The organism is Acinetobacter sp. FB (genome assembly GCF_056033405.1).
This window is the reverse complement of record NZ_CM148502.1, coordinates 1,199,764-1,221,966: the sequence shown is the minus strand read 5'-3', so window position 1 is coordinate 1,221,966 and position 22,203 is coordinate 1,199,764. Positions and strand designations below refer to the sequence as shown.

General features: G+C 40.1%; 25 protein-coding genes. 6 read left to right on the top strand and 19 right to left on the bottom strand.

Translation table 11 applies throughout. The features are described 5' to 3' along the window. Positions 1–52: 52 nt before the first annotated feature. Together AC0JIQ_RS05700 and AC0JIQ_RS05695 are read left to right on the top strand one after the other, a co-directional pair. The gene (locus AC0JIQ_RS05700; protein WP_474202900.1) at positions 53–631 is read left to right on the top strand and encodes a TetR/AcrR family transcriptional regulator; all 579 of its coding nucleotides are present in this window, start codon (positions 53–55) and stop codon (positions 629–631) included. Beyond that, a complete protein-coding gene (locus AC0JIQ_RS05695; RefSeq protein WP_474202899.1) occupies positions 628–1,545 on the top strand; it encodes a DMT family transporter in 918 nt (305 codons plus the stop codon). Before AC0JIQ_RS05700 ends, AC0JIQ_RS05695 begins: the two co-directional genes overlap by 4 nt. Before the next feature lie 79 nt (positions 1,546–1,624). Here the strand turns inward: AC0JIQ_RS05695 and AC0JIQ_RS05690 are convergent, their stop codons facing one another. Genes AC0JIQ_RS05690 through tsaD form a run of 4 tightly spaced genes read right to left on the bottom strand, consistent with a single transcriptional unit; the run spans position 1,625 to position 4,385 of the window. Next, entirely contained in the window at positions 1,625–2,128 is a 504-nt protein-coding gene (locus AC0JIQ_RS05690; RefSeq protein ID WP_474202898.1) for a hypothetical protein, read from the bottom strand. 40 nt (positions 2,129–2,168) lie between these two features. Next, positions 2,169–2,924 carry a tRNA(His) guanylyltransferase Thg1 family protein gene (locus AC0JIQ_RS05685; protein ID WP_474202897.1) on the bottom strand — a complete coding sequence of 252 codons (756 nt, stop codon included), beginning with the start codon at positions 2,922–2,924 and terminating at the stop codon, positions 2,169–2,171. Next, entirely contained in the window at positions 2,924–3,376 is a 453-nt protein-coding gene (locus AC0JIQ_RS05680) for an ATP-binding protein (protein WP_474202896.1), read from the bottom strand. The genes AC0JIQ_RS05685 and AC0JIQ_RS05680 overlap by 1 nt, the downstream gene beginning before the upstream one ends. A 1-nt stretch (position 3,377) precedes the next feature. After that, positions 3,378–4,385, bottom strand: coding sequence for a tRNA (adenosine(37)-N6)-threonylcarbamoyltransferase complex transferase subunit TsaD (tsaD, locus tag AC0JIQ_RS05675; RefSeq protein WP_178883191.1), 1,008 nt, complete (start codon positions 4,383–4,385; stop codon positions 3,378–3,380). A gap of 145 nt (positions 4,386–4,530) precedes the next feature. Between tsaD and rpsU the strand changes: the two genes are divergently transcribed. Both rpsU and AC0JIQ_RS05665 read left to right on the top strand, forming a co-directional pair. Beyond that, positions 4,531–4,746, top strand: coding sequence for a 30S ribosomal protein S21 (rpsU, locus tag AC0JIQ_RS05670; RefSeq protein WP_004652785.1), 216 nt, complete (start codon positions 4,531–4,533; stop codon positions 4,744–4,746). A gap of 29 nt (positions 4,747–4,775) precedes the next feature. Continuing rightward, on the top strand, positions 4,776–5,222 hold the full coding sequence (locus tag AC0JIQ_RS05665; protein ID WP_004808327.1) for a GatB/YqeY domain-containing protein: 447 nt from the start codon (positions 4,776–4,778) through the stop codon (positions 5,220–5,222). A gap of 81 nt (positions 5,223–5,303) precedes the next feature. Here the strand turns inward: AC0JIQ_RS05665 and AC0JIQ_RS05660 are convergent, their stop codons facing one another. From AC0JIQ_RS05660 to AC0JIQ_RS05625, 8 genes are all read right to left on the bottom strand, one after another. Beyond that, entirely contained in the window at positions 5,304–5,663 is a 360-nt protein-coding gene (locus AC0JIQ_RS05660; protein WP_474202895.1) for a hypothetical protein, read from the bottom strand. Between the two features lie 40 nt (positions 5,664–5,703). Then, entirely contained in the window at positions 5,704–6,069 is a 366-nt protein-coding gene (locus AC0JIQ_RS05655) for a GFA family protein (protein ID WP_474202894.1), read from the bottom strand. Positions 6,070–6,097: 28 nt separating this feature from the next. Beyond that, the gene (locus AC0JIQ_RS05650) at positions 6,098–7,510 is read right to left on the bottom strand and encodes a M48 family metalloprotease (RefSeq protein ID WP_474203230.1); all 1,413 of its coding nucleotides are present in this window, start codon (positions 7,508–7,510) and stop codon (positions 6,098–6,100) included. Between the two features lie 154 nt (positions 7,511–7,664). Next, a complete protein-coding gene (locus tag AC0JIQ_RS05645) occupies positions 7,665–8,252 on the bottom strand; it encodes a 1-acyl-sn-glycerol-3-phosphate acyltransferase (protein ID WP_004662966.1) in 588 nt (195 codons plus the stop codon). A gap of 111 nt (positions 8,253–8,363) precedes the next feature. Further along, positions 8,364–9,329, bottom strand: a complete 966-nt coding sequence (locus AC0JIQ_RS05640) for a 2-hydroxyacid dehydrogenase (protein WP_474202893.1) — start codon at positions 9,327–9,329, stop codon at positions 8,364–8,366. Positions 9,330–9,346: 17 nt separating this feature from the next. Then, a complete protein-coding gene (locus tag AC0JIQ_RS05635; protein ID WP_346509986.1) occupies positions 9,347–9,994 on the bottom strand; it encodes a hypothetical protein in 648 nt (215 codons plus the stop codon). A gap of 325 nt (positions 9,995–10,319) precedes the next feature. After that, on the bottom strand, positions 10,320–11,618 hold the full coding sequence (locus AC0JIQ_RS05630; protein WP_474202892.1) for a Y-family DNA polymerase: 1,299 nt from the start codon (positions 11,616–11,618) through the stop codon (positions 10,320–10,322). Between the two features lie 4 nt (positions 11,619–11,622). Further along, positions 11,623–12,234, bottom strand: a complete 612-nt coding sequence (locus AC0JIQ_RS05625; RefSeq protein ID WP_005159261.1) for a LexA family protein — start codon at positions 12,232–12,234, stop codon at positions 11,623–11,625. 289 nt (positions 12,235–12,523) lie between these two features. Here AC0JIQ_RS05625 and AC0JIQ_RS05620 point away from each other — a divergent pair, with 289 nt between their 5' ends. Continuing rightward, positions 12,524–12,754, top strand: coding sequence for a hypothetical protein (locus AC0JIQ_RS05620; protein WP_346509981.1), 231 nt, complete (start codon positions 12,524–12,526; stop codon positions 12,752–12,754). A gap of 197 nt (positions 12,755–12,951) precedes the next feature. On the opposite strand, the gene AC0JIQ_RS05615 is transcribed toward AC0JIQ_RS05620, so the two are convergent. The 7 genes from AC0JIQ_RS05615 to AC0JIQ_RS05585 form a co-directional block, all read right to left on the bottom strand. Continuing rightward, positions 12,952–13,179 (bottom strand): hypothetical protein, encoded by a 228-nt coding sequence (locus tag AC0JIQ_RS05615; RefSeq protein ID WP_004662973.1) that lies wholly within the window; start codon positions 13,177–13,179, stop codon positions 12,952–12,954. 380 nt (positions 13,180–13,559) lie between these two features. Further along, positions 13,560–14,516, bottom strand: coding sequence for a carnitine monooxygenase, reductase subunit CntB (cntB, locus tag AC0JIQ_RS05610; protein ID WP_474202891.1), 957 nt, complete (start codon positions 14,514–14,516; stop codon positions 13,560–13,562). A 105-nt stretch (positions 14,517–14,621) separates the two neighbouring features. After that, positions 14,622–16,073, bottom strand: a complete 1,452-nt coding sequence (locus AC0JIQ_RS05605) for an NAD-dependent succinate-semialdehyde dehydrogenase (RefSeq protein WP_474202890.1) — start codon at positions 16,071–16,073, stop codon at positions 14,622–14,624. Positions 16,074–16,148: 75 nt separating this feature from the next. After that, positions 16,149–17,264 carry a carnitine monooxygenase subunit alpha gene (gene cntA, locus AC0JIQ_RS05600; protein ID WP_474202889.1) on the bottom strand — a complete coding sequence of 372 codons (1,116 nt, stop codon included), beginning with the start codon at positions 17,262–17,264 and terminating at the stop codon, positions 16,149–16,151. A 64-nt stretch (positions 17,265–17,328) separates the two neighbouring features. After that, complete coding sequence (locus AC0JIQ_RS05595) at positions 17,329–18,282, bottom strand: alpha/beta hydrolase (protein WP_474202888.1); 954 nt, start codon at positions 18,280–18,282, stop codon at positions 17,329–17,331. Continuing rightward, positions 18,279–19,934 (bottom strand): BCCT family transporter, encoded by a 1,656-nt coding sequence (locus AC0JIQ_RS05590; protein ID WP_474203229.1) that lies wholly within the window; start codon positions 19,932–19,934, stop codon positions 18,279–18,281. The genes AC0JIQ_RS05595 and AC0JIQ_RS05590 overlap by 4 nt, the downstream gene beginning before the upstream one ends. Before the next feature lie 39 nt (positions 19,935–19,973). Beyond that, a complete protein-coding gene (locus AC0JIQ_RS05585) occupies positions 19,974–21,086 on the bottom strand; it encodes a tartrate dehydrogenase (protein ID WP_474202887.1) in 1,113 nt (370 codons plus the stop codon). Positions 21,087–21,186: 100 nt separating this feature from the next. Between AC0JIQ_RS05585 and AC0JIQ_RS05580 the strand changes: the two genes are divergently transcribed. After that, on the top strand, positions 21,187–22,167 hold the full coding sequence (locus AC0JIQ_RS05580; RefSeq protein ID WP_159883030.1) for a LysR family transcriptional regulator: 981 nt from the start codon (positions 21,187–21,189) through the stop codon (positions 22,165–22,167). Positions 22,168–22,203 lie beyond the last annotated feature (36 nt).

Here is a 22,203-nt window from a genome sequence, read left to right as displayed (position 1 = left end):
ACTATCCTCACTTAATATTAGGTAGATCAGTATACCTAATTTATATTAAATTATGAGCACCAAATCCGCCAAGAAAAAAATCTTAGATGCAGCATCCATCCTGTTCTACAACGATGGGATTACTAACACAGGCATTAATAGCATTACAGACAAAGCGAAAGTCGCGAAAATGTCTTTGTATAATAATTTCCCAACCAAATCTGACTTAATTACCTGTTATATCGAAGCTCGCCATCAAGAATGGTTAGACTTATATGAGAAAAGAAAAGTTCAGATCAAAACACCGATGGATGGTATTTTAGCTATTTTTGATGCCTATCAAGACCACGCTGAATTTGCCTATGAAAAAGGTTTTCGTGGTTGTGGTTTACTGAATGCAGCAGCCGAATTTCCTGCACATAGTCCAGAACGTTTAGCCGTTAAAAATCATAAAGATGAAATCGAAAATATTGTGGCTGGGCATTTATCACAATTATTCAAAGAGCCGCAAAAAGTCCAACAATTTGCGCTACTTATTTCTTTCATATTAGAAGGCTCGATTGCCCGTGCAGGTTTAGAAAGTTCCAGTGAGAAAGTATTTGCGGCAAAACAAATGGTTCAAAATTTATTAGAACGCGAGATTTCAAATTGAGTAGTTCATCTTTTAATTTCAGTACTCATTCTGGCTTTATCGCCGTTTTAATTGCCTCTATTTTATGGGGAACGACAGGTACTGCTGCCTCTTACGCGCCAAATCTAAGTCCTTTAGCGATTGGCGCAATCGCAATGGGTGGCAGTGGCTTATTACAAGCTTTATTAGCCCATAGAAATATCCGCAGTCATTTACCTCAAATTGGCTCTTATTATCCTTTACTTTTGATAGGCATGATCTCTGTAGCGATCTATCCTCTCGCCTTTTATTCATCAATGCGTATGGCGGGAATCACGATTGGGACTGTCGTTTCAATTGGTTCAGCGCCTTTATTCACTGCATTGCTAGAAAAATTCTTTGATAAAAAAGCACTCTCAGGAAAATGGTTTATTAGTTTTGTTTTTGGTGTTGTAGGAGTATTGCTGTTATCTCTAGGAGAGTCTCACGCTCAAGGTGCGACACAAATAATGACTACAGACCAAAAAACTATTGGCATTATTCTCGGACTGATCGCGGCACTGACCTATTCTTTATATTCTTGGGCTGCTAAAAAAATGATTGATCGGGGTGTCGATTCAAAGGCTTCAATGGGATTAATTTTTGGCTTCGGTGCTTTAATCTTATTACCAACACTGTTTTTTACTGGTTCAAATCTTTTTGATGAACCTATGAATCTGTATGTAGTGGGTTATATGATGCTGATTCCAATGTTCCTTGGCTATCTGCTATTTGGTTACGCTTTAAAGACTATTTCAGCCAGTACCGCGACCACACTAACCTTATTTGAACCACTGGTTGCCGCTTTATTTGCGGTCTTATTGGTAGGCGAGCAACTGGCACCGATTGGTTGGGTTGGTATGGCATTGATTTTTGTATGTTTGGCCGTGTTGTCTAAAGCACATAAACCAAATTAATTTTTTTATTTAAGATTAGAGATATTCAGAATTGATGCAGAAAATAAATTTTCTCTGCATCAAAAATACAGCTTAAATATTAATACTCTTTTGCTAACTTCTCTAAGGTTGTGAGCATTTTTCTCACTACACTTCTTTTATGATGCAGCATATTCTTAATATTACTTGGATTGAAACCTGTCAATTTTGCAATACCACGACTGGTCATGTATTCACCCGTTTTCGCAAAGTGCTTTTCACTTAACTCGGTTTTCGCATTTGAGAATCGAACCGCCAGCTTATAATCACTAAACTCAGACCATGCGCCAGTCTTATATTCGTCCGCGTCAAAACTCCCCTTCTGCTGAGTAGGTTTTTCACGCAGAATATTACTCAAGCGGTTAATGACAATCTTTTCTTCACTTTGTTCAACTATTTGATAAAGTTCAGTTTCTTCAAAAGGACGTCCTAAAGCGATGTCTTTTCTATATTGTTCAACGACCTTTTCTTTTGACTCGACCTTTTTCTCACCTTGTTGAGTGAGACAGAGAATCTTAAATAAAGACTCTAATCGGCCACATGTAAAAATATAAGAAATTTTCAACTTACAACTCCATTATGAACGGTAGTTCATAAAAATATTTTCAAAAAAAATTTTGACCTATAAATTCACTATAAAACTCATTTAAAGGCAAATCAAAATCAGCAACTAATTGCCTTCTTGTCGTTTGTGTAATTTCACCAGTTTTCGGATTCAGACCCGTTTTCTCAACGTCTTTCCAATAAACACCTGTACCACGTTTTTGCCATGCAGGAAGTTCATTAAAATTAATCTGCTGTGAAAAGAGTAAATCATGCTTTTCTTGACGATTTAACCCTTTGACTTGTTCCGTTGCTTCAGCTACTGCATGACCCGATTTTCTTAACATCCAATAGCAGTGTGCATTTAATGCATTTCGATGAGCATCCTCTTGTCTCCAACGGAAATAGTCATCTACTAATTGCGAATTGGGTAAAACACAAACTCGAGCATCGAAAGTAGCAATTTGACCATGCATTACTGAGAATTTTGCACTGGCTTCACCTGCTAAAATAGAAAGAATTTTGCGTTCCTTACGGTTAAAACTTTCATCGCGGTAATGGAATAAAAGAGAAATTTCATCGCTCTGGGTATAACCATAAACGATATTAAAACCACACTGTAATAAATGGGTTGTGGTTTCTACCATTAAATCTCTAAAATGTACATCAAATGGCGCTTCAAATTGCCAGATATCTTTGGTTAACCGTGTAAAACCACGACCATCCAACCTTACGACAATATAATTTTCGGGCGGAATACAGAAATCGTAAGCCGTCTCATATTTTCTTAATCTTGTATCTAAATCTTCAAATCTCATTATTGTTCTCTTTGATACAGCAATCTCACATTAAAGTCATTTTCTTGATCAATTGAAACGCTGTAAATTTCATCAAAACCCTCATCAAGTTCAGGTATTTCTAACTTTTTAAAAGTTGAAATAACACCAACTCTAGGAATTTTCGCCTTACCTACTCGTTGTTCATTCCGCAAAAGAGCATCATCCAAACCGCTATCAAAATAGTATGCGATCACTTTAAAGTGAGCATTTTTTGCATCTTGAACATATATCTTTCGATCGAGTTTACTTGGATTGGTATTATCAATAACAACTTTCTGTTTTGCTTCTAAACAGGCATCAAACAATATTTTTTCACGATGTCTGGTTTTCAACATATCAAGATTGAGACGAATATGAGTATCAGAGAAATATCGCTTAAAGAATGTTGATTTACCTGAAGCTTGCCCACCTACAAAAATGATAAGTTCCATTTTAGGTCGGTTGTAACTCAGTCATTGGCCATCTTGGTGTCGTCGTCACCGCTAAACCATCATGCTGCCCAGCTTTTAAACGTTGGTATCCAGCAAAGGCAATCATGGCGCCATTATCAGTACACAATGCAGGCTCTGCATAATAGACTTGAGCTTTGATTTTTTTAAGTGATGTTTCCAATTGCTCACGTAATCTTAGATTGGCACTCACACCGCCTGCAATCACCAAACGTTTTAAACCTGTTTGCTTTAAAGCTTTCACTGATTTTTTAGCGAGTGTATCGACAACAGCTTCTTGAAAAGAAGCTGCCACATCGGCATCACGATTCTCTTCACCTAGCTTTTTTAATTGTACAGAAACCGCTGTTTTAAGACCGCTAAAAGAAAAATCCAAACCTTGATGTAATATTGGTCGTGGGAATTCAAATGCCTTGGCATCACCCTGTAACGCCAATTTCGCAATATTCGGCCCACCTGGATAAGGCAATTTCATCATTTTTGCGACTTTATCAAAGGCTTCACCTGCTGCATCGTCAATTGACTCGCCGAGCAATTCGTATTGACCGATCCCATAGGCTGCCATGAGTTGAGTGTGACCACCTGAAACTAATAAAGCGACAAATGGAAATTCTGGTGGAGTTTCCGAAAGTAATGGCGCAAGCATATGGCCTTCCATATGATGCACACCAATCGCAGGTTTATTAAATGCAAACGCCAAACTGCGGCCAAATAGCGCTCCAGTCATCAGTGCACCCATCAATCCTGGACCACGGGTATAGGCAACAGCATCAATCTCTTGCTTTTTAACACCACTCTGCTCAAGCAATTGATTAATCAAAGGAATCATCTTACGAACATGATCACGTGAAGCCAATTCAGGAACGACACCGCCATATTCTGCATGCAGTTTAATTTGGCTATACAAAACCTGTCCACGTAAGCCGAGCTCGCTATCATAGAGTGCTAACCCAGTTTCATCACACGAAGTTTCTAAGCCCAAAACAATCATTAAACTGCCTTTACAACGATCAAAAATAATATCAGAGCTATTATAGACTTGTGATCTGAGTTGTAAATGAGTAAAATACTGACCTTCACTTGCGATCTAGTGCAATCGTGCATTAGATCTTATCCATAATCTTAGAGGATTTTACATGCCACAAGTTAAGTTGAAAGAAGGCGAACCAGTAGACGTAGCTATCCGTCGTTTCAAGCGTTCATGCGAAAAAGCGGGTGTTTTAGCTGACGTTCGTAAGCGTGAATTCTATGAGAAACCAACTCAAGAGCGTAAGCGTAAAAAAGCTGCGGCAGTTAAGCGTTATCAAAAGAAATTGACTCGCGAATCTGTACGTACTACTCGCCTTTACTAATTAATTTGTGATTGACTGCTGAAGAGACTATGAATACTTTAAAAAACCAAATTACTGACGTATTAAAAAACTCAATGCGTGCCAAAGATATGGCAACAGTAACGGTTATTCGTGGTGTACAAGCAGCAATTAAGCAAATCGAAGTCGATGAGCGCATAGAGCTTGACGATGCTCAGGTTCTTGCGGTCATTGAAAAGCAAATTAAACAACGTAAAGAATCGATCAAGGCCTTTTCTGGCGCTGGTCGAGATGATTTAGCTAGTAAGGAACAAGCCGAAGTTGAGGTTATTTCTCAATTTCTACCAGCCGCTATGACTGAGGAAGAACTTGATTCCATCATTGAGCAAACGATTGCTGCTCAAGAAGCTACTAGCATGAAAGATATGGGTAAGGTGATGAATTCTCTACGTCCGATCATAGCCGGGCGTGCCGATCCTGCACAAGTATCTGCTAAAATTAAAGCAAAATTAAGCTAATCTGCTTAATTTCCTCTATCTTATACAAATTATTCTATTTAAAAATTGGATTCATTAAATAATGAACCCAAGAGATTATTTTTACTTAAAATCACACTGAACATTATATTTCACTAGCATTTGCATCTCATTTGACTCAGTGACTTGTTTGATTACATCCTGTTTAGTCATATTTGCGTATTGTGGCGGCAAGGATGAGCGATTTTTTTCAATCGCATCTGACATATCCTGAATAAAACGCTGATTAATACCACAATACTGAGCTTGCTGCTCAGGTGTGAACTGTGAAATCTGTGGATTAAGGCTACGTAAAAAACTACGAATATCCTGTGCATAGACACTACGAATTTTCTCAACCGAATTTACATATTGCTCAACTGATGCTGCTGAGCTAATCCCCACACTGCTTATCGCAAAAATAAAAACTAAAATTTTCTTCATAAATGTTCTAACTTCTCAGCGATTTTTTACGCAAATAATCTTATCTTAATTCAATAAAGTTTGGTTTGTGCTCAGTAAAAAATTCTTCTTTTGGTACAGGAATATTTCCTTCCGTGACTGTGCCCAAGCGCAGACGAATAATATTAGGTAAATCTGTACGATATGAATAAAGTGGGCTGGCACAATTTTGACAAAATACGCGTGCTTTTTTAGCCGTATGAAAATATTCCTTGAGTTGCTCTTGACCCGATAAAATTTCAAATTGGTTTTGATCCAACGGGCTATTCCAACCAGCTATCGAACCTTGCGCTTGTTGGCAATCAGTACAATAACATAAAATGCTATTTTCAATTATTCCCTGATATTGATACTGCACAGCACCACACAAACATTGCCCTTTGATCATTTTTATTTCTCTTAATTCTTGATAAAGATTAAATTTTCATACGTCGATCATCTTGCATTTGTTTTAAGCGAGAGTCAATTTTTGCTGACATGGCTAAATTTCCTTTGGCTAAACGCTGAGCGTGTAACATCGATTTAATCGCATTTTCTTCATATCCTGACCAATACTCAGCTTCAGCACGGTAACAAAGCACATTAATTGCTTGTAGTGGCGAACTTTTATCTAAGTTTGTTGCTTGTTGCAACAGTTGCCAACCTTCAATATCTCTCTGGTTTTTATGAATAAACCGTTGAACCAATGTTTGAGCTTGAGCAGCCTGCCCTTGCCGAATTAAAACTTCTGCAAGTTTGTAAGATAGAGCCCTATTTTCAGGCATCGTTTTTTGAATAAAATTTATACTACTATAAGCCTGATCAAATTTATTTTGCCCTAAGTAAATATCTGTTTGAATCAGTGGAACCAATACATGATATTTAAGCTTTGCTTTTACCAAATCTAGATTTGCTTGTGCCTGAGTATAATCACCACGTTCTAAATAAAATTTACTTAGCGCTAATTGTGCAGCTGTATTTTTTTGATTTGCAAAAGCTTGTAATTGAGTTTCTGTTGCTTGGTTTGAAATTACAAGCGTATATAACTTTAAAATCTCAAAATCAAGATCATATATTTTTGATTTTACTTTTGGGAGTTGGTTTGCTCGTAGTCGGGCTTCACTCATACGCTCTGTCGTTAGTGGATGAGTGAGCCAAAAATCAGGTAAGAAACTCACACGACTTGTTTCACGATGCATGGTTTCAAAATAATCTGCCATACTTTGTGGGTTGTATCCAGCAGAATACATAAACTGCATACCGATACGGTCTGCTTCACGCTCTTGATTACGACTATAACTGAGTTGCTTGTCCATCAACGCGGCTTGTGTGCCTAACATCACCGCTGACCCAACATCACCATCCGATTTAGATGCGATTGCCGCACCGACAAGAATACCTGCAAGAGCAAGTAGCCCCTGTCCTTTAAATGCTTCTTGTGAACGACTGTAATGTCGCTGTGCAACGTGGGCGATCTCGTGTGCCATGACTCCTGCTATTTCATCCAAATTTTTTGCAGATGTAATTAAGCCTGTATTTAATGCAAACAAACCACCAGGCACTGCAAATGCGTTAATTTGTGGATCTTTTATAACCACTAAACCAATCGGTTGACCAAGCTGAGTCTGACTAAGAATACCTGAAAAAACCTGTAGAAATTGATCTTCTAACCACGCATCTTGTACCGTTGGCATTTGTCGATGAACTTCACGATAAACTTTTTCACCAATCAGTTTTTCTTTCTGTTGATCAAGCAAACCTATACCACTGCCAATTTCAGGTACTTCTGTTTGTCCAATTGTCTGTGTAGGCAAAAAGATCTGAGTATGACTCAATTGAGTTGTGGCCAATAAACCACATGCAAGCAGCAGCGATCTCAAGTCGTTTCTCTATGATTCTAATAAAGAAATTTAATATAACATTAGAAAATGAAGATATTTGCAACGAAGTGTTATAAAAGGCAGGAAAATCCTACCTTAGTTTATATTTTTGAAATCAACACTATTATTTCGTGTTTACATAACGTTGATCGACACTAAATTTCTCTGGAAACTTTGCATTAATCTCTGCATAAAAAGACATAATCTCAACCATATCTTTTTCATAATCTCCCGTAGGATAAACAATTTTTCCTACACCTGTTTTTTTTTTAGCATAATCCATATACGCCAATGCAATCGGTACGCCTGCGGTGGTTGCAACATGATAAAAACCAGTTTTCCACTGTTCTTGTTTAGCACGCGTCCCTTCTGGTGTAACTAACATCACTAATTTAGGATGTGTTTTGAACAAGTCACTCATGAGTTGAACCATACTCGGTCGCGCTTGTCCTTCTTGTTTCACGCTACGATCAATCCCAATACCACCCATTGCACGTACAAATGGACCAAATGGAAACTTCATATAACTATCTTTAATCGTAAGACGAACATTTACACCTAAAGCTTTTAATGCCAACCGTGCATATAAAGCATCCCAATTACTGGTATGCGGAGCTGCAATCATCACGCATTGATCAACATTCAAATCCCAATGATTATCCAGTTCCCAACCCATTAGATTTAAACTTTTTTCAGCCAATTTCTCAAACACAGACACCCCGAAGACAAAATTTCAAAAGGCGCAAGTGTACCAATATTAATCAACTTAAAAAGATAGACCCGCACAATAATGCAGCAATTGACTGATCAGCATTGTAAGCAATTATTCAAACTTTGGATTAACGAGATAACGAGGTGTTCTATCTTGTAGTGCATCCACTAAATTTTGATAGGCAAGTTTCACCATTTTCTGACGCGTTTCAGTCGTTGCTGAGCCAATATGCGGCAAGGTTACTGCATTTGGGAGCTCAAATAATGCTGAATTTTGCAGAGGTTCTTTGGCATAGACATCTAATCCAGCAGCAAAGATCTTATTTTGTTTTAATGCTTCGATTAAAGCGTCTTCATCTACTACAGAGCCACGCGCAATATTGACGAAGACAGCATGTTTTTGCATTAAGTCAAACTGTTCTGCGCCAATCAGTGCTTGGGATTCATGATTTAAATCGACAGCAACTACAATAAAATCAGACTGCTGCAATAACTGATCTAAGTCGCGATATTGAGCATTGAATGCTTGAGCCACCTCAATCTTTTCACGGCGGTTATGGTACAAAATATTCATATTAAAACCATAAAATCCACGACGGGCAATGGCAGCACCAATATTCCCTAAGCCAATAATGCCTAGGGTTTTACCAAAAACATCCATACCAAATTGTTCAGTAGATACCGTTCGTTTCCACTGGCCTTGTTTGGTCCATGCATCAAGGTATGGAACTTTGCGTGCGGCACTCAGCAACAAAGTAAAAGCAAGATCAGCCGTTGTTTCTGTCAAAACATGTGGTGTATTAGCGAGCCAAATTTTCTTTTGATTAAGATAGCTAACATCATAATTATCATAACCAACAGACACTGTCGAAATGATTTTAAGTTTTTGGGCTGGTGCCAAATTACTTTCGTTTAACATTCGTCCTGCGCCAATCATGGCATCAGCATCAACAACTTCTGTTCGAATCTGGTCGTTGATATCACCAAGTTTAGGATTAAGTACCACGACCTGATAATCTTGCTGTAACTGCGCTAAAACGTCTTGATCTATTTGGCTGAATACAACAACTTTCTTCATGATTCGATTTCCGATCTTTATTGCATGAGCTGCCACAACCGTCTTTTTAATAAAGGTTGGGCTAACATTTCTTCTAAACTCGCTAAATGTAAGATATTAGAATGCTGAATAAAATCCACTTGACCTAAGCACAATATCTTTTTTTGTGTTGTGGTTGCATCCAGAAAACCTTGAATATACGAGGAGAGTCCCCGACTTTCCTGAAAAGCAGCCAAAGGAAATGGCCATTTTAATTCAGCATACTGTCCTAATCTGGCCTTTTGAATATTTTGCCAAAGTTGGCGTTGAGCATCGCTGAGCTGACTGCTTTCTAATAAAATGGCACAGTTTTCCAACACATACATTTGCAATTCAAATGACTGAACCTGAGCAGTAATAACAATCTGTTCTTTTACATCAAGCGCTGCTTTAACAATAGGTTCTGTAACAACTTTAGTTTGCTGCGATACTTCAATTTCGGTGATCGGTGGCGTATGTGCAGATGTTGCTGGAATATCTTCTAAAATCGGTGCAACTTCAAATGTAAGTTCTGTAGACTCAGAAACGTCATCAATTAATTGATCTCGCCATAGACTTGGAGCAGTGTTTTTTTGACATACAACTTCCCTAGGAATCCAAACATCTATTCCCAAAGCTGCTAGCCTGTTTCTCTGCTGCCCAATCATCTCACATACTCATTCTGGTTATTCACGGTAATTTGCGATACCGTAAGTTGAGTAGTCTAACATAAACCGATCTCGTCAAAATGGCTTCCTTTTGTTCAATCAAACCAATACAAATTCAATTCATTATTTAAAAGATATGCTTATCTTTAATTTAGGCAATTATTTAACAAGAACAGATAATTTTTCATTCATCTATTTTCTACATTTTTATTAAAATACTTCAATAAATAATTAGGATCTTACTTTGTTACATTCAAACTTTCTCAAGGAAAAATAATGAGTTTCAAGGTTAATATTGAAAAATATAAGCTATAGCATTAATACTTTACAGAACCCTCAGAAGCTCATCCCACTTAGTCAAATAACTCGGTGATTTATGGTTTTGATTCATACGCCACGCTCGCCCATGCGGCGTAATCAATCGCCCTAGTGTCATACAATCCCGACCAAATCTTTTATTAATATCATCAAAAGCGATCGAAAGATTTCTTCGAGCAATCAGTTTATTGGTGTCATGGAATAAATCTACTGCATGGCTATGTTGTGGGATAATATCCAATAAAATCACTTCTGCTTTTTTATAACGATGACCAGCTTGATAAATTCGATCCAGCCCCTGTAACACGGCTTTGATAATTTCTAAACGATCATCGCTATAGTCAGATAGATACATCACTGTATAGGGGCGATAATATTGATCTTTGTCAAAACGATTGGTACGAATGCTAACGCCAACAGCTTTGCACAGTAAGTTTTGCTTTCGCAAACGCTCAATAGCACGTAAGCTAAATTCAGTTAAAGCGCCACTCAGGCTAGTTTTATCCTCAATCGGCTGACCAAAGGAACGGCTACTTAACACCTGTCGTCGATCTGTCACAACATCTTCAATTTCTAAGCAAGCTATGCCTTGTAATTCTTTAACCGTATTTTCCATGACCACAGAAAAATACTTACCTAACATTTTAGGATCAGCTTGAACCAAATCCAACACCGAGTAGATATTCATTTTTTCTAAGCGCTGACGAATCTTTCGTCCAACACCCCACACTTCACCTACAGGCATCTGCTGTAACAAGTCTTCAATAACGCATGGGTCTTCAGCAACGATATTACAGACACTATCAAAACAGGCGTGTGTCTTGGCTAGATTATTGGCCAGTTTGGCTTGAGTCTTGGAATAACCAATGCCTATGCAACATGGCAAACCCAACCAGTTTTTCACCGTATCTAGAATTTGATGTGCATATTCAGTTAAATCGTGACTATGCTGATAGGCAGTCAACTCCAAAAAGCATTCATCAATCGAATAAACTTCCTGTTCAGAGGGATCTACAAAGTTGCCTAATATGTTCATAAAACGACGCGACATTTCCGCATACAAAGCATAATTACTGGAAAAGACCTGCACTTGATGCTGACGAATAATATCTTCGATTTGAAAGAATGGCACAGCCATACGAATGCCGAGCTTTTTTGCTTCATAAGAGCGAGAAACCACACAGCCATCGTTATTAGATAGAACCACCACAGGACGCTTTTCTAACTTTGGATTGAACACGCGCTCGCAACTGACATAACAGTTATTCACATCAATTAAAGCAAAAATACGTTGTGGTAGGCTCATTGGCTTACCTCATTGGCTTCAAGTTATACGTCACCACACCCCAAATCTGTAACTCTTGTCCGTCTGTGATATAGATATTTTGGTAATCTGGATTTTCAGCTTTTAACCATACCTTTGGAGGGCTGAAATGATGATCAATCATCAAACGTTTGACAGTAAAATCATTGTCAATCAAAGCAATCACTATATCCCCAGACTTTGCTGAAAGACTACGGTCCACCACTAATGGATCATCAATATCAATCCCTGCGTCCAACATCGACAGTGAGTTGGCTTTGACAATGAAAGTCGAGTTTTCGTTACGAATTAAAAATTCATTTAAATCGAGTGATTGCTCAACATAATCTTGGGCAGGTGATGGAAAACCCGCAGCAACTCGTTCAGTTGCTAATGGAATATGATAAATTCGGTCATTCTTTGCTTGTACATTTTGGATTTTCATTTGAGCAGTCAAATCTGTACGAGTATCGGTTTTGACATTATTCAGTAACCAATTTTTGATGAAATCAACTTGAGATTCGGGAACACGGATGACTTTGGTTGGCTCACTGAATTGTGCTTTACGTCCTGCATTACTTCGGGCACCACCATGCTCAAATTCATTTTTTTTGGACATAATTCCTCCTTACCCAAGTTTAAAATACTTACAAATAATTTAACTTGAAAAAGTTACAAATTCAAGTTGACGTACAATTAATTTTGCATAACAATGAATTTAATAGATCAAATTTTGGCTTATTTAACTAATACACGGATGTGAAATAAGCTGATATTAGTATTTAAAATCAATAGTTTAAAAATAAATTTATTTTTAAAAACTTAAATCATTGATCTAATTCAAGAATATATTTGATCTGTTAGCAGTAGATTTTACTCAAAAGTTTTTTGATGTGGAGACATGAAAAATGAACAATCGACGTGATGCTATTCTAGGTTATGCTGACGAACAACATGCTTTCTTTATTCGTCTCATCGAGAACAACACTGTATTAGGTGAGAGCTATGGACTATTTTGTGAGAACCAAAATAGTGAAGCAGCGGAAAGTATTATGACTACCCTTTTTCTAAAAAAATCTTTTTGGCTCAATGGCTCTGAGTTTAATGACATTGTTAAAGGGCTTAGCCCAATTCATTGAGATCACATAACACTGTTTTCAAGAATCATTTGCTATGACTAAGGGCTTGTACGATCACCTTAAACCGACAAGCTCATTATTTTTATTTTAGATTTCATTCAAGATTTAAATCACTTTTGTTGCTCTCAAATAAAAGCCCACTTATTTGAATCTCATAAGTGGGTCTTTTTTATCGTATTGAAAATACAAAATTGAGGTCAGATAAATCTTTTGTCATTCACAGGTGCAACTAACTTATAAATTTTTCCATCTATATCACTTTCAAAAAGTAAATCGATATTTGGAAAAATGATATTCCCTTCTACTTCAATATGCTCAACTCGTTTAAAAAAAGGAATATCTTGGTCTTCTAAATCATTGAGCTGTGCCACAACAATCGATTCATTTTCTTCTTGATCTTTAATAATTACCGTAATCTTATCCATAATACTTCTTCCCAAAATATTGTTGATAGGACTATGGGAAATTTTCTATCGATTGTCGACTAATAGCTTGTAACAAAACTTATAACTATTATGTTTTTATTTTTTAGACGACTAAGTGGTTGAAATTAAGCACTGGTTAGAAATTTCTTTAATATTAAACTAACCATACAGTTACAATATTATTTAAAAATATTTCAGAAAATTTTACATTTTTAACCCTTTTATCAGTTCATGATTTAAAAAATAAATTCTAAAAAAATTTCCAGTTTGCATTATCAAAAAAATTCAAATGATTCATTAAGGAAATTAATACTTTAAAAGCCAATTTAAAATATTAATTTCTCTTCTAATTTAGATTTCAGCTCGATGAGATAGATTAATTATAAGTCCAATACTAACTTTTTACCTTTAGCCCGTGACACACAGATCATCATCGACTGCTGTGATGCTTTTTCATCATCACTGAGATATTGGTCAAAATGCTCTGCCTCACCTTCTAGAATCATGGTTTCACACGTGCCACACACACCTTCACGACATAAACATTCCACATCAATATTAAGCAATTCAATCGCTTGCAAAATGGTTTGATTGCCTTGTACTTCCACTTCTTGATTGGATTTCGCCAATACAACCGTAAATGCTTCACCCTCTTCAGGTACCGTAGATGCAAACTGTTCCCAGTGAATATATTCATCACGGTAACGATGGTAATTACAACGATCGATCACCGCATCAATCATTGGCTTAGGGCCACACACATACACATGCGTGCCTTTGGGTTGAGTGCCAATCAACTGGTCCAGATCCAGACATTTTCCATCTGAGTCAACATAGCTAAATATATGTTCGCCATGTTTCTGCTTGAGTTCTTCCAACAGTGCTGCATGTTCTGGCGAACGATAGGCATAATGCAACTCATACTCGGCACCGCGTACAGCCAACTCATCCATTTGTGGTACAAATGGGGTGATGCCAATTCCGCCGGCAATTAGAATATGTTTCTCGCCATCTGCCGCCAATGGAAACAAATTCTTTGGTTCAGAAATCAGAATTTCACAGCCTTCATTGCACTGATCATGCATAAAGACTGAACCACCTTTACCGTCAATATCTTTACGGACACAGACTTGGTAGGTCGATAAATCTTGAGCACAGCTCATCAGTGAATAGGCATTGGACAGCTGGTCATTCATTTTCACAATGATATGACTGCCGCCATCGAATTGAGGGAAATTTTGTCCGTCCTGACGTTTAAATGTAAACCGTTTGATCAGTGGAGTCAGTTGCTCTACACGTGTGACCACTGATGCAAACATTTCATAATGACTAGCCATGTCTAAATCCTCTTTACCGCCTGCTGCTCATCTCAGCATTTTCTATTTTTAAACGCAAATGGCCTGTTGGAGCGATCATTCAGCGTATCCCAACAGGCTGTATTGCTATAATCCTAAACACATATACTTAATGGTCATAAATTCTTCTAAACCGTATTTAGAACCTTCACGCCCCACTCCTGACTGTTTGACACCACCAAATGGCACGACTTCGTTGGAAATAGCGGTGGAATTCATCCCGACCATGCCATATTCCAGCTGTTCAGCGACACGCCAGATCCGTGAAATGTTTTCGCTATACACATAAGCAGCCAAACCAAAAATCGTATCGTTGGCTTGGGCCACCACATCGGCTTCATCCGTAAAGCGAATCAACGGTGCGACTGGGCCAAAAATTTCTTCCTGAACAATCTCCATATCACGCGATACATCAGTTAATACGGTCGGTTCAAAGAAAGTTTGTCCAAGTGCATGTTGTTGACCACCGCACGCCACTTGGGCACCTTTGCCACAGGCATCATCAATCAACTGTTTTGCTTTTAACACCGCTTTGTCATTGATTAATGGTCCGATCTGCACATTCGGTTCCAAACCATTGCCGATTTTGAATTTCTGTACTTCCTGCACAAATTTCTCGGTAAAGGCCTGATAAACCTTGTCATGTACATAGATCCGATTGGCACAAACACAGGTCTGCCCTGCATTACGGAACTTGGCAAAAATTGCACCTTGTACCGCTTTATCCAGATCCGCATCATCAAACACGATCAGTGGTGCATTACCACCCAATTCCAGCGCCAACTTTTTAATGGTGCCTGAACATTGCTGCATCAATAAACGACCGACAGGTGTAGAACCAGTAAAAGTCAATTTTTTGACTTTTTCATGACTGCTAAAGACCGAACCAATCTCTTGTGATTTGCCAGTGACCACATTAATGACACCCGCTGGGATGCCCGCCATTTCTGCCAGTTTGGCAAGCGCAAGTGCACAATACGGGGTTTCATTGGCAGGCTTGATTACGATGGTACAGCCTGCTGCCAAAGCAGGTGCCGCTTTACGGGTAATCATGGCAATCGGGAAATTCCACGGCGTAATCGCGGCAACCACGCCGACAGGTTCTTTGGTGATAATAAAACGCTGCTGGCTATTGGTGGTTGGAATCACGTCGCCATAAACACGCTTGCCTTCTTCTGCAAACCATTGGATAAATGAGGCCGCATATTTCACTTCACCCAAAGCCTCGGCTACGGGCTTGCCCTGTTCAATGGTCATCATTCGTGCTAAATCATCAGCATGCGCCAAAACCAGTTGATACCAAGCCAATAACAGGTCTGCACGTTTTTGTGCAGTCAAACCTTTCCATGCAGCTAAAGCTTGATACGCCACTTCAACCGCTTCAGTAGCTTCTGCTGCGCCCATATTTGGAATGACGCCAATTTCTTCACCTGTCGCAGGGTTGGTCACAGCAATGGTGGCATCGGATTGTGCACTCACCCATTGACCATTGATCAATCCGCGTTGTTGAAATAACGGACTTGCTTGCAAACTTGACATGTCATGTTCCTATCGATTGAAAGCAAGGTACGGCCTGATCACCGCACCTTAAATTATCTGATGCCTGAGATAAAATTATTTGTGGTATTGCGCAACAAGATTTTGGAAATAAGCAATACCGTGTTCACTTATTCCTGAACGTTGCTTGTCGGTCATGATACGACCTTGACCACGATAACCCCGTGATTTTAAACCACGTTGCACGCTTTCAACCAGTTCGAGGTCTTCAGGACGGAAGACATTGCGATACCATTCAATCAGGTCTTTCTGATCTTGAGTCAATTCTTCATTGATGAAGAAAATGTCATAGTGCTGCAAAGTGGTTTCCGCATCCATCGGGAACTCATAGATCACGGTCATGAAATTTGCACCCGGTGGTACGTTAAACATGGTGCAAGGCCAAGTCCAGAAACCACTAAAGGTCGGATCTTTTACAGATGAATCAAGCTTGAATGACTTCTCTGAAGAACGTGCATAACCATATTGCAGCGTCCAATTTTGATGCGTGGTATGCCAATATTTATCCACCTGAACAGAATCAGCAAAACCAGGATGCGCTGGGCCACAGTGATAACATTCTAAATAGTTATCCACGATCACTTTCCAGTTGGCAGGTGTTTCCGTTACGAAACGTGCAGCCAGTTTCAAGTCTTTGATTACGGCACAAGCTTCATTCAGTTTTTGTGCAAACTCAGGCAGTTGATCTTCAACACAAGTGGCATTTTCATCCATATTGATAAAGACAAAACCACCATATTCTTCAACTTTTAATGGCACCATGCTGGAGTTTTGCTTGTCGAAAGACTCAACATGATCGCAGTTACGCGCCAAAGCCAAACTCCCATCCAGCTTGAATGTCCATGCATGGTAGGGACAGGTAATCACGTTTTTGGCTTTACCGCTGCCGCTTAAAAGCTCATGACCACGATGTGGGCAAACATTATAAAATGCACGTAACACGCTGTCTTTGCCGCGAATCACGATGATGTTTTCACCTATCACCTTACGGGTAATATAGTCATTGTTCTGGGCAACTTCACTGCCATGTGCCACGCAAATCCAGCTTTTCGCAAAAATTTCTTCTTTTTCACGCTCAAATACCTGAGATGAGGTATAGAACACTTTTGGAAATGTCCATGCCACATCTGGGTTTGAACAGAAATCTTCTGGTAATTTTTCAACTGCATTCATGGTTTTACTCCATTAAACTGTTTTGTCCTAACGACCGTTTTATCAAAATTGGCTGATGTTCAAATCACTTGAACATTTGCTTTAACGAATTCAGCATGTGCTGATATAAATCCTGCACCACAGGACAATCCCGTACTAAACGTAAACTGCCATGTAGTAATCCTTTGCCAAGATAAAACTCGGCGGCAATATTGGCTTGTTTTAACTTGTCCACAAAAATACGCCCGTCGTCACTCAGTGGATCGTATTCAGCCACCGCAACAAAGCTACGTGGCATGTCAGAAAAATCCTGTGCGCTCAATGGTGCTAAACGTGTATCTTTCCAGTCATTTGCATTCGGTGCATATTCCTTCAGGTAATAATGCATTTCCTCGAGTGTCAATAACGGCGCCCGTGCGTGCTGCTGACAAGACGCGGTATCAAAACTACTGACCAAACATGGATAGATCAAAGCCAAACCACATGCCTGATTGCCTGTATGCTGTAGCTGAACCGCCAGTGCCGCGGCTAAATTGCCACCCGCACTGTCGCCTGCTAAGGCAATCTGCGTTGGATCAATGTTCCAGTCTGCGCCATGCGCGCGGAGCCAGTGATAGACCATTTCACAGTCTTCATAAGCGGCTGGGAAATGATGTTCGGGCACCAAACGATAATCCACACTCAATACCGCAACATTCAAATCACGACATAAATAACGGGTGATAAATTCATGCGAATCTAAATTACCTAACATCCAGCCACCCCCATGGATAAACAACACGCAAGGCCAACCTTGCGCAGGTGCTTGGCCCAAGGGTGAATACAACCGAACATTGACGGGATGAGTGGCATGCGCAACAGTTTTATCTTCAATATTCACCGTTCCATCGCGTGGTAAGGTGTAGTGCAAGCACATCGCATCATAGGCTGCACGTATTGAATCAATATCGTTATCCGCTGCTGAATAAATGCTGCTCCAGTACACCAGACTTTGCATTTCTTCACTTAACTCATAGTGCGTGTTCGGTTGCTGTGTCATGACAATTCCTTTTGACTGCTTTTATGTGCAAGTGGTGTTGCCGCAATATCAATCTGCATCTGTTGATTCGAGTCAGTATGCTCAAGTGCGTCCAGATCACTAAAGCTGCGCTGTTCAATCAAATGCGATGGCACTTTGGAATAATCCTCAATCAACCATTTCACCAAGCCATAGGTCTGTATCAAAATAATCACAATAAACGGTAAGGCAGTCACAATGGTGGCCGTTTTCATGGTGTCTAAGGGTGCCTTTGAGAAAATCATCGCAATCGGTACCAGGGTTAACATCAGACACCAAAACAAACGCGCATTCGGAGATGGGTCTTGCCCTTCACTTAGACCACGGGTGCAGGTAGCAGAAACCGCATAGCCCACCGCATCCATATGTGCTGCAAGGAAAATCACCATAATGCCAAGGAACAACCACATCATCAGCTTGCCTGCTGGCAATAAACCGAGCAGTTGACCAATCGCCACTTCACCGCCCTGTTGGCTCAAGATTTGCGGAACATTGACCATGCCGTGAATAAAGCTATGAACGCTGTAATTTTCAAATACCCCAAAGATGAACCATAAACCAACGCTACCGCCGATGACCATGGCAAGAATCACTTCTTTAATGGTGCGTCCTTTAGATACACGGGTCACAAACAACGCCACACCGGGTGCATAAGAAATCCACCATAACCAATAGAACACCGTCCATTCACGGGTAAATTTTCCATCGCCCATCGGGTCGGTAAACAGACTCATATCGACAAAGTTAGTCGCCATCAGACCAAAACTCATCAATGAATTATTCATAATGAATTGGGTTGGTCCAAAGCACAGCACATAGATCGCAAACAGCACCACACCCAAGCACACCATATGACTTAAACGCTGCATGCCTTTATCCATACCGACATAAGAGCTGAGGGCGAATAACACTGACACCGCTAAGATAATGATGACTTTGGTCATGAAGGTATTGGGAATACCCGTGAGTTGCGACAGAATATTGGTAAAAGTCACCGCAGTCAGTACTAGTGAAATGGTCAAGGCACCAAACATACACAGCAAGAACATCAAATCGACCACGCGACCAACTGGACCCGTTGCTTTAAAGCCTGTCACTGCTTCAATCATAGATGCGAGACTCAAGCCTTTATTCTTTCTGACATGGTAGCTATAGCACAGTGAAATCGATGCCAAAGCATAGATCGACCATGCACTCAAACCAGAGTGAAAGAAGGAATAGGCCACGCTGTATTTCAGTGCTTCAGCCGACTCAGGGGCTAAATTCAAACCCGGTGTTTGATAATAATAGGCCCAGTCTAGAAAGCCCCAGTACAAGGTAGATGACCCAATCCCCGACAATATGAACATGAAAATCCATGACATGGTGCTATATTGGGGCTTACCTTCACCGAGCTTGATTTTGCCGTATTTACTAAAGGCCAAACCGAAAGTAAAAATAATTGATAAAAAAGCAAATAACAGGACTGGCGTGGTAAACACCGACGTGGTCCATTGCATCCATTTTGCTGCTAGTTGTATTGATTCAGATGAGTAGATTGCCAGACCAGCCACCGAAGTAAATACAACGGCAAGACTGGTGATCGCAAGCGTCTTATCTGTATAAGGCTTTGTAATTTGATTATCCATATCTATTCAATCCATCTCGGATAGTGACTATTCCCTCAGGGGTACTTACTCCATCGCGAATAAATCCATTTTTTGCTGAGTCACACAGGATGCAATCGCATCGCCCACTTCATAGGTTTTTGCCGTTCCACCAACATCAGGCGTTTTCGGGCCATGTACCAACACATACTCAATCGCCTGCATGATTTCCTGTCCTGCCTGAATGACCTGCTCATCTCCATCTGCCAAGAAATCCAACATCATCGCACCCGACCAGATCGCCGCAATCGGGTTGGCAATCTGCTGACCGTAAATATCGGGTGCTGAACCATGCACAGGTTCAAACAATGACGGGAATTTACGTTCAGGGTTGAGGTTGGCCGAAGCCGCCAAACCAATGGTACCGGTACATGCAGGGCCTAAATCCGACAAAATGTCACCAAATAAATTCGATGCCACCACCACATCAAAACGCTCAGGCTGTAGAACAAAACGTGCCGCTAAAATATCAACATGCTGTTTATCTGCCTTGATTTGCGGATAGTGTTTTGCCATTTCATCGACACGTTCATCCCAGTACGGCATGCTGACGGCAATGCCATTGGATTTGGTTGCAGCCGTGATTTTTTTAGCCTCACGCTGATCGGCAAACTCAAAGGCATATTTTAAGATACGATCGACACCATGACGGGTAAACACTGCTTCCTGCAAGACAAACTCACGATCGGTACCTTCAAAGGCTTTACCACCAATGGCAGAATATTCACCTTCGCTGTTTTCACGCACCACATAAAAATCGATATCGCCGGGTTGTTTGCCAGCCAGTGGACATTTCACCCCAGGCATTAACCGAACCGGACGTAAATTCACATACTGATCAAAACGACGACGGAACTGCAGCAATGATCCCCATAGTGAAATGTGATCAGGCACCTTATCAGGCCAACCCACTGCACCAAAGAAAATTGCATCATATTGCTGCAAGACTTCAAACCAGTTATCCGGCATCATTTTGCCGTGTTCAAGGTAATAATCACAGCTGGCCCAATCGAAGCTATCGATTTGAAGTTGAATGCCATATTTGTCTGCTGCTGCCTTTACAACCTTAATCCCTTCTGGTAGAACTTCTAAACCAATCCCATCACCCGCAATCGTGGCAACTTTATACTTTTTTGCCATAACGCTCCCTTACACCTTTGGTTAATATCCTTAGCTGTAAACATGCTGTTTTCGACAGCAATGATCAATAAGAAAACTATCACCCCAATGGACACGGATCGTGAATAATCTACCTAACCTATCGGATTTAAAGGTTTTTTGCACAGTCGCCAAACGCAAGAGTTTTGTCGATTCAGCTGAGGAGCTGGGCGCTTCACCTGCATTTATCAGTAAACGCATCAATATTTTAGAAACCAACCTGAACTGCAAACTGTTCCATCGCAGTACCCGTCATGTCAGTTTGACCGAAGATGGCAAACTGATTCTGGATCGGGTCTCCAATATTCTGGATGAATTTGATGAAATCAGTGAACTGGTGAATAACCCATTAAGCACGCCCACGGGTCATCTCGACATTGTCAGCAGCTTCGGTTTTGGCCGTAAACATGTCGCGCCTATATTGTCTAAATTGATGACCATGTACCCTAAACTGGAAATTCAATTTGATACCATCGACAACACCAAAGACCTGATTCAACACAGCATTGATCTGGATATTCGGATTGGCAATGAGATTGCCCCGAATATGATTGCCAAAAAACTGGTGTCGAACTTCCGCATTTTCTGCGCTGCACCCAGCTATTTGTTGCAACAAGGCATGCCTGAAAGTCTGGAAGATTTACGCAACCACGATTGCCTTACCATCAGTGAGCGTGACCAATCCTCAGTATTATGGAAATTACGTCATCCTTCGGAAGATCGGTCTGTACATGTCACGCCACGCTTCATTTCCAATAATGGCGAGATTATTCACCAGTTGGCAATTGAAGGACATGGCATTATCTTACGTTCGATTTGGGATGTGGCGGATGAATTGATTAGCGGTCAATTACAACATATCTTGCCTGAGTACTGGCAAGATGCTGATGTTTGGGCGGTTTATCCTTCACGTTTAAAAAGCTCATCTAAATTACAGACCTGTATCCTGTTCATTCAAAATGAACTGATTAACCGTTTACAGCATATTCAGAATCTAAGCCGTGGTCAGTTGATCCAACCGATTGAACCGATCAATCCAAATACCGAGAAAGTATTTCTATAATCGCGCTAAGCTGCCTGCTTTATTTTTTCAGCCACA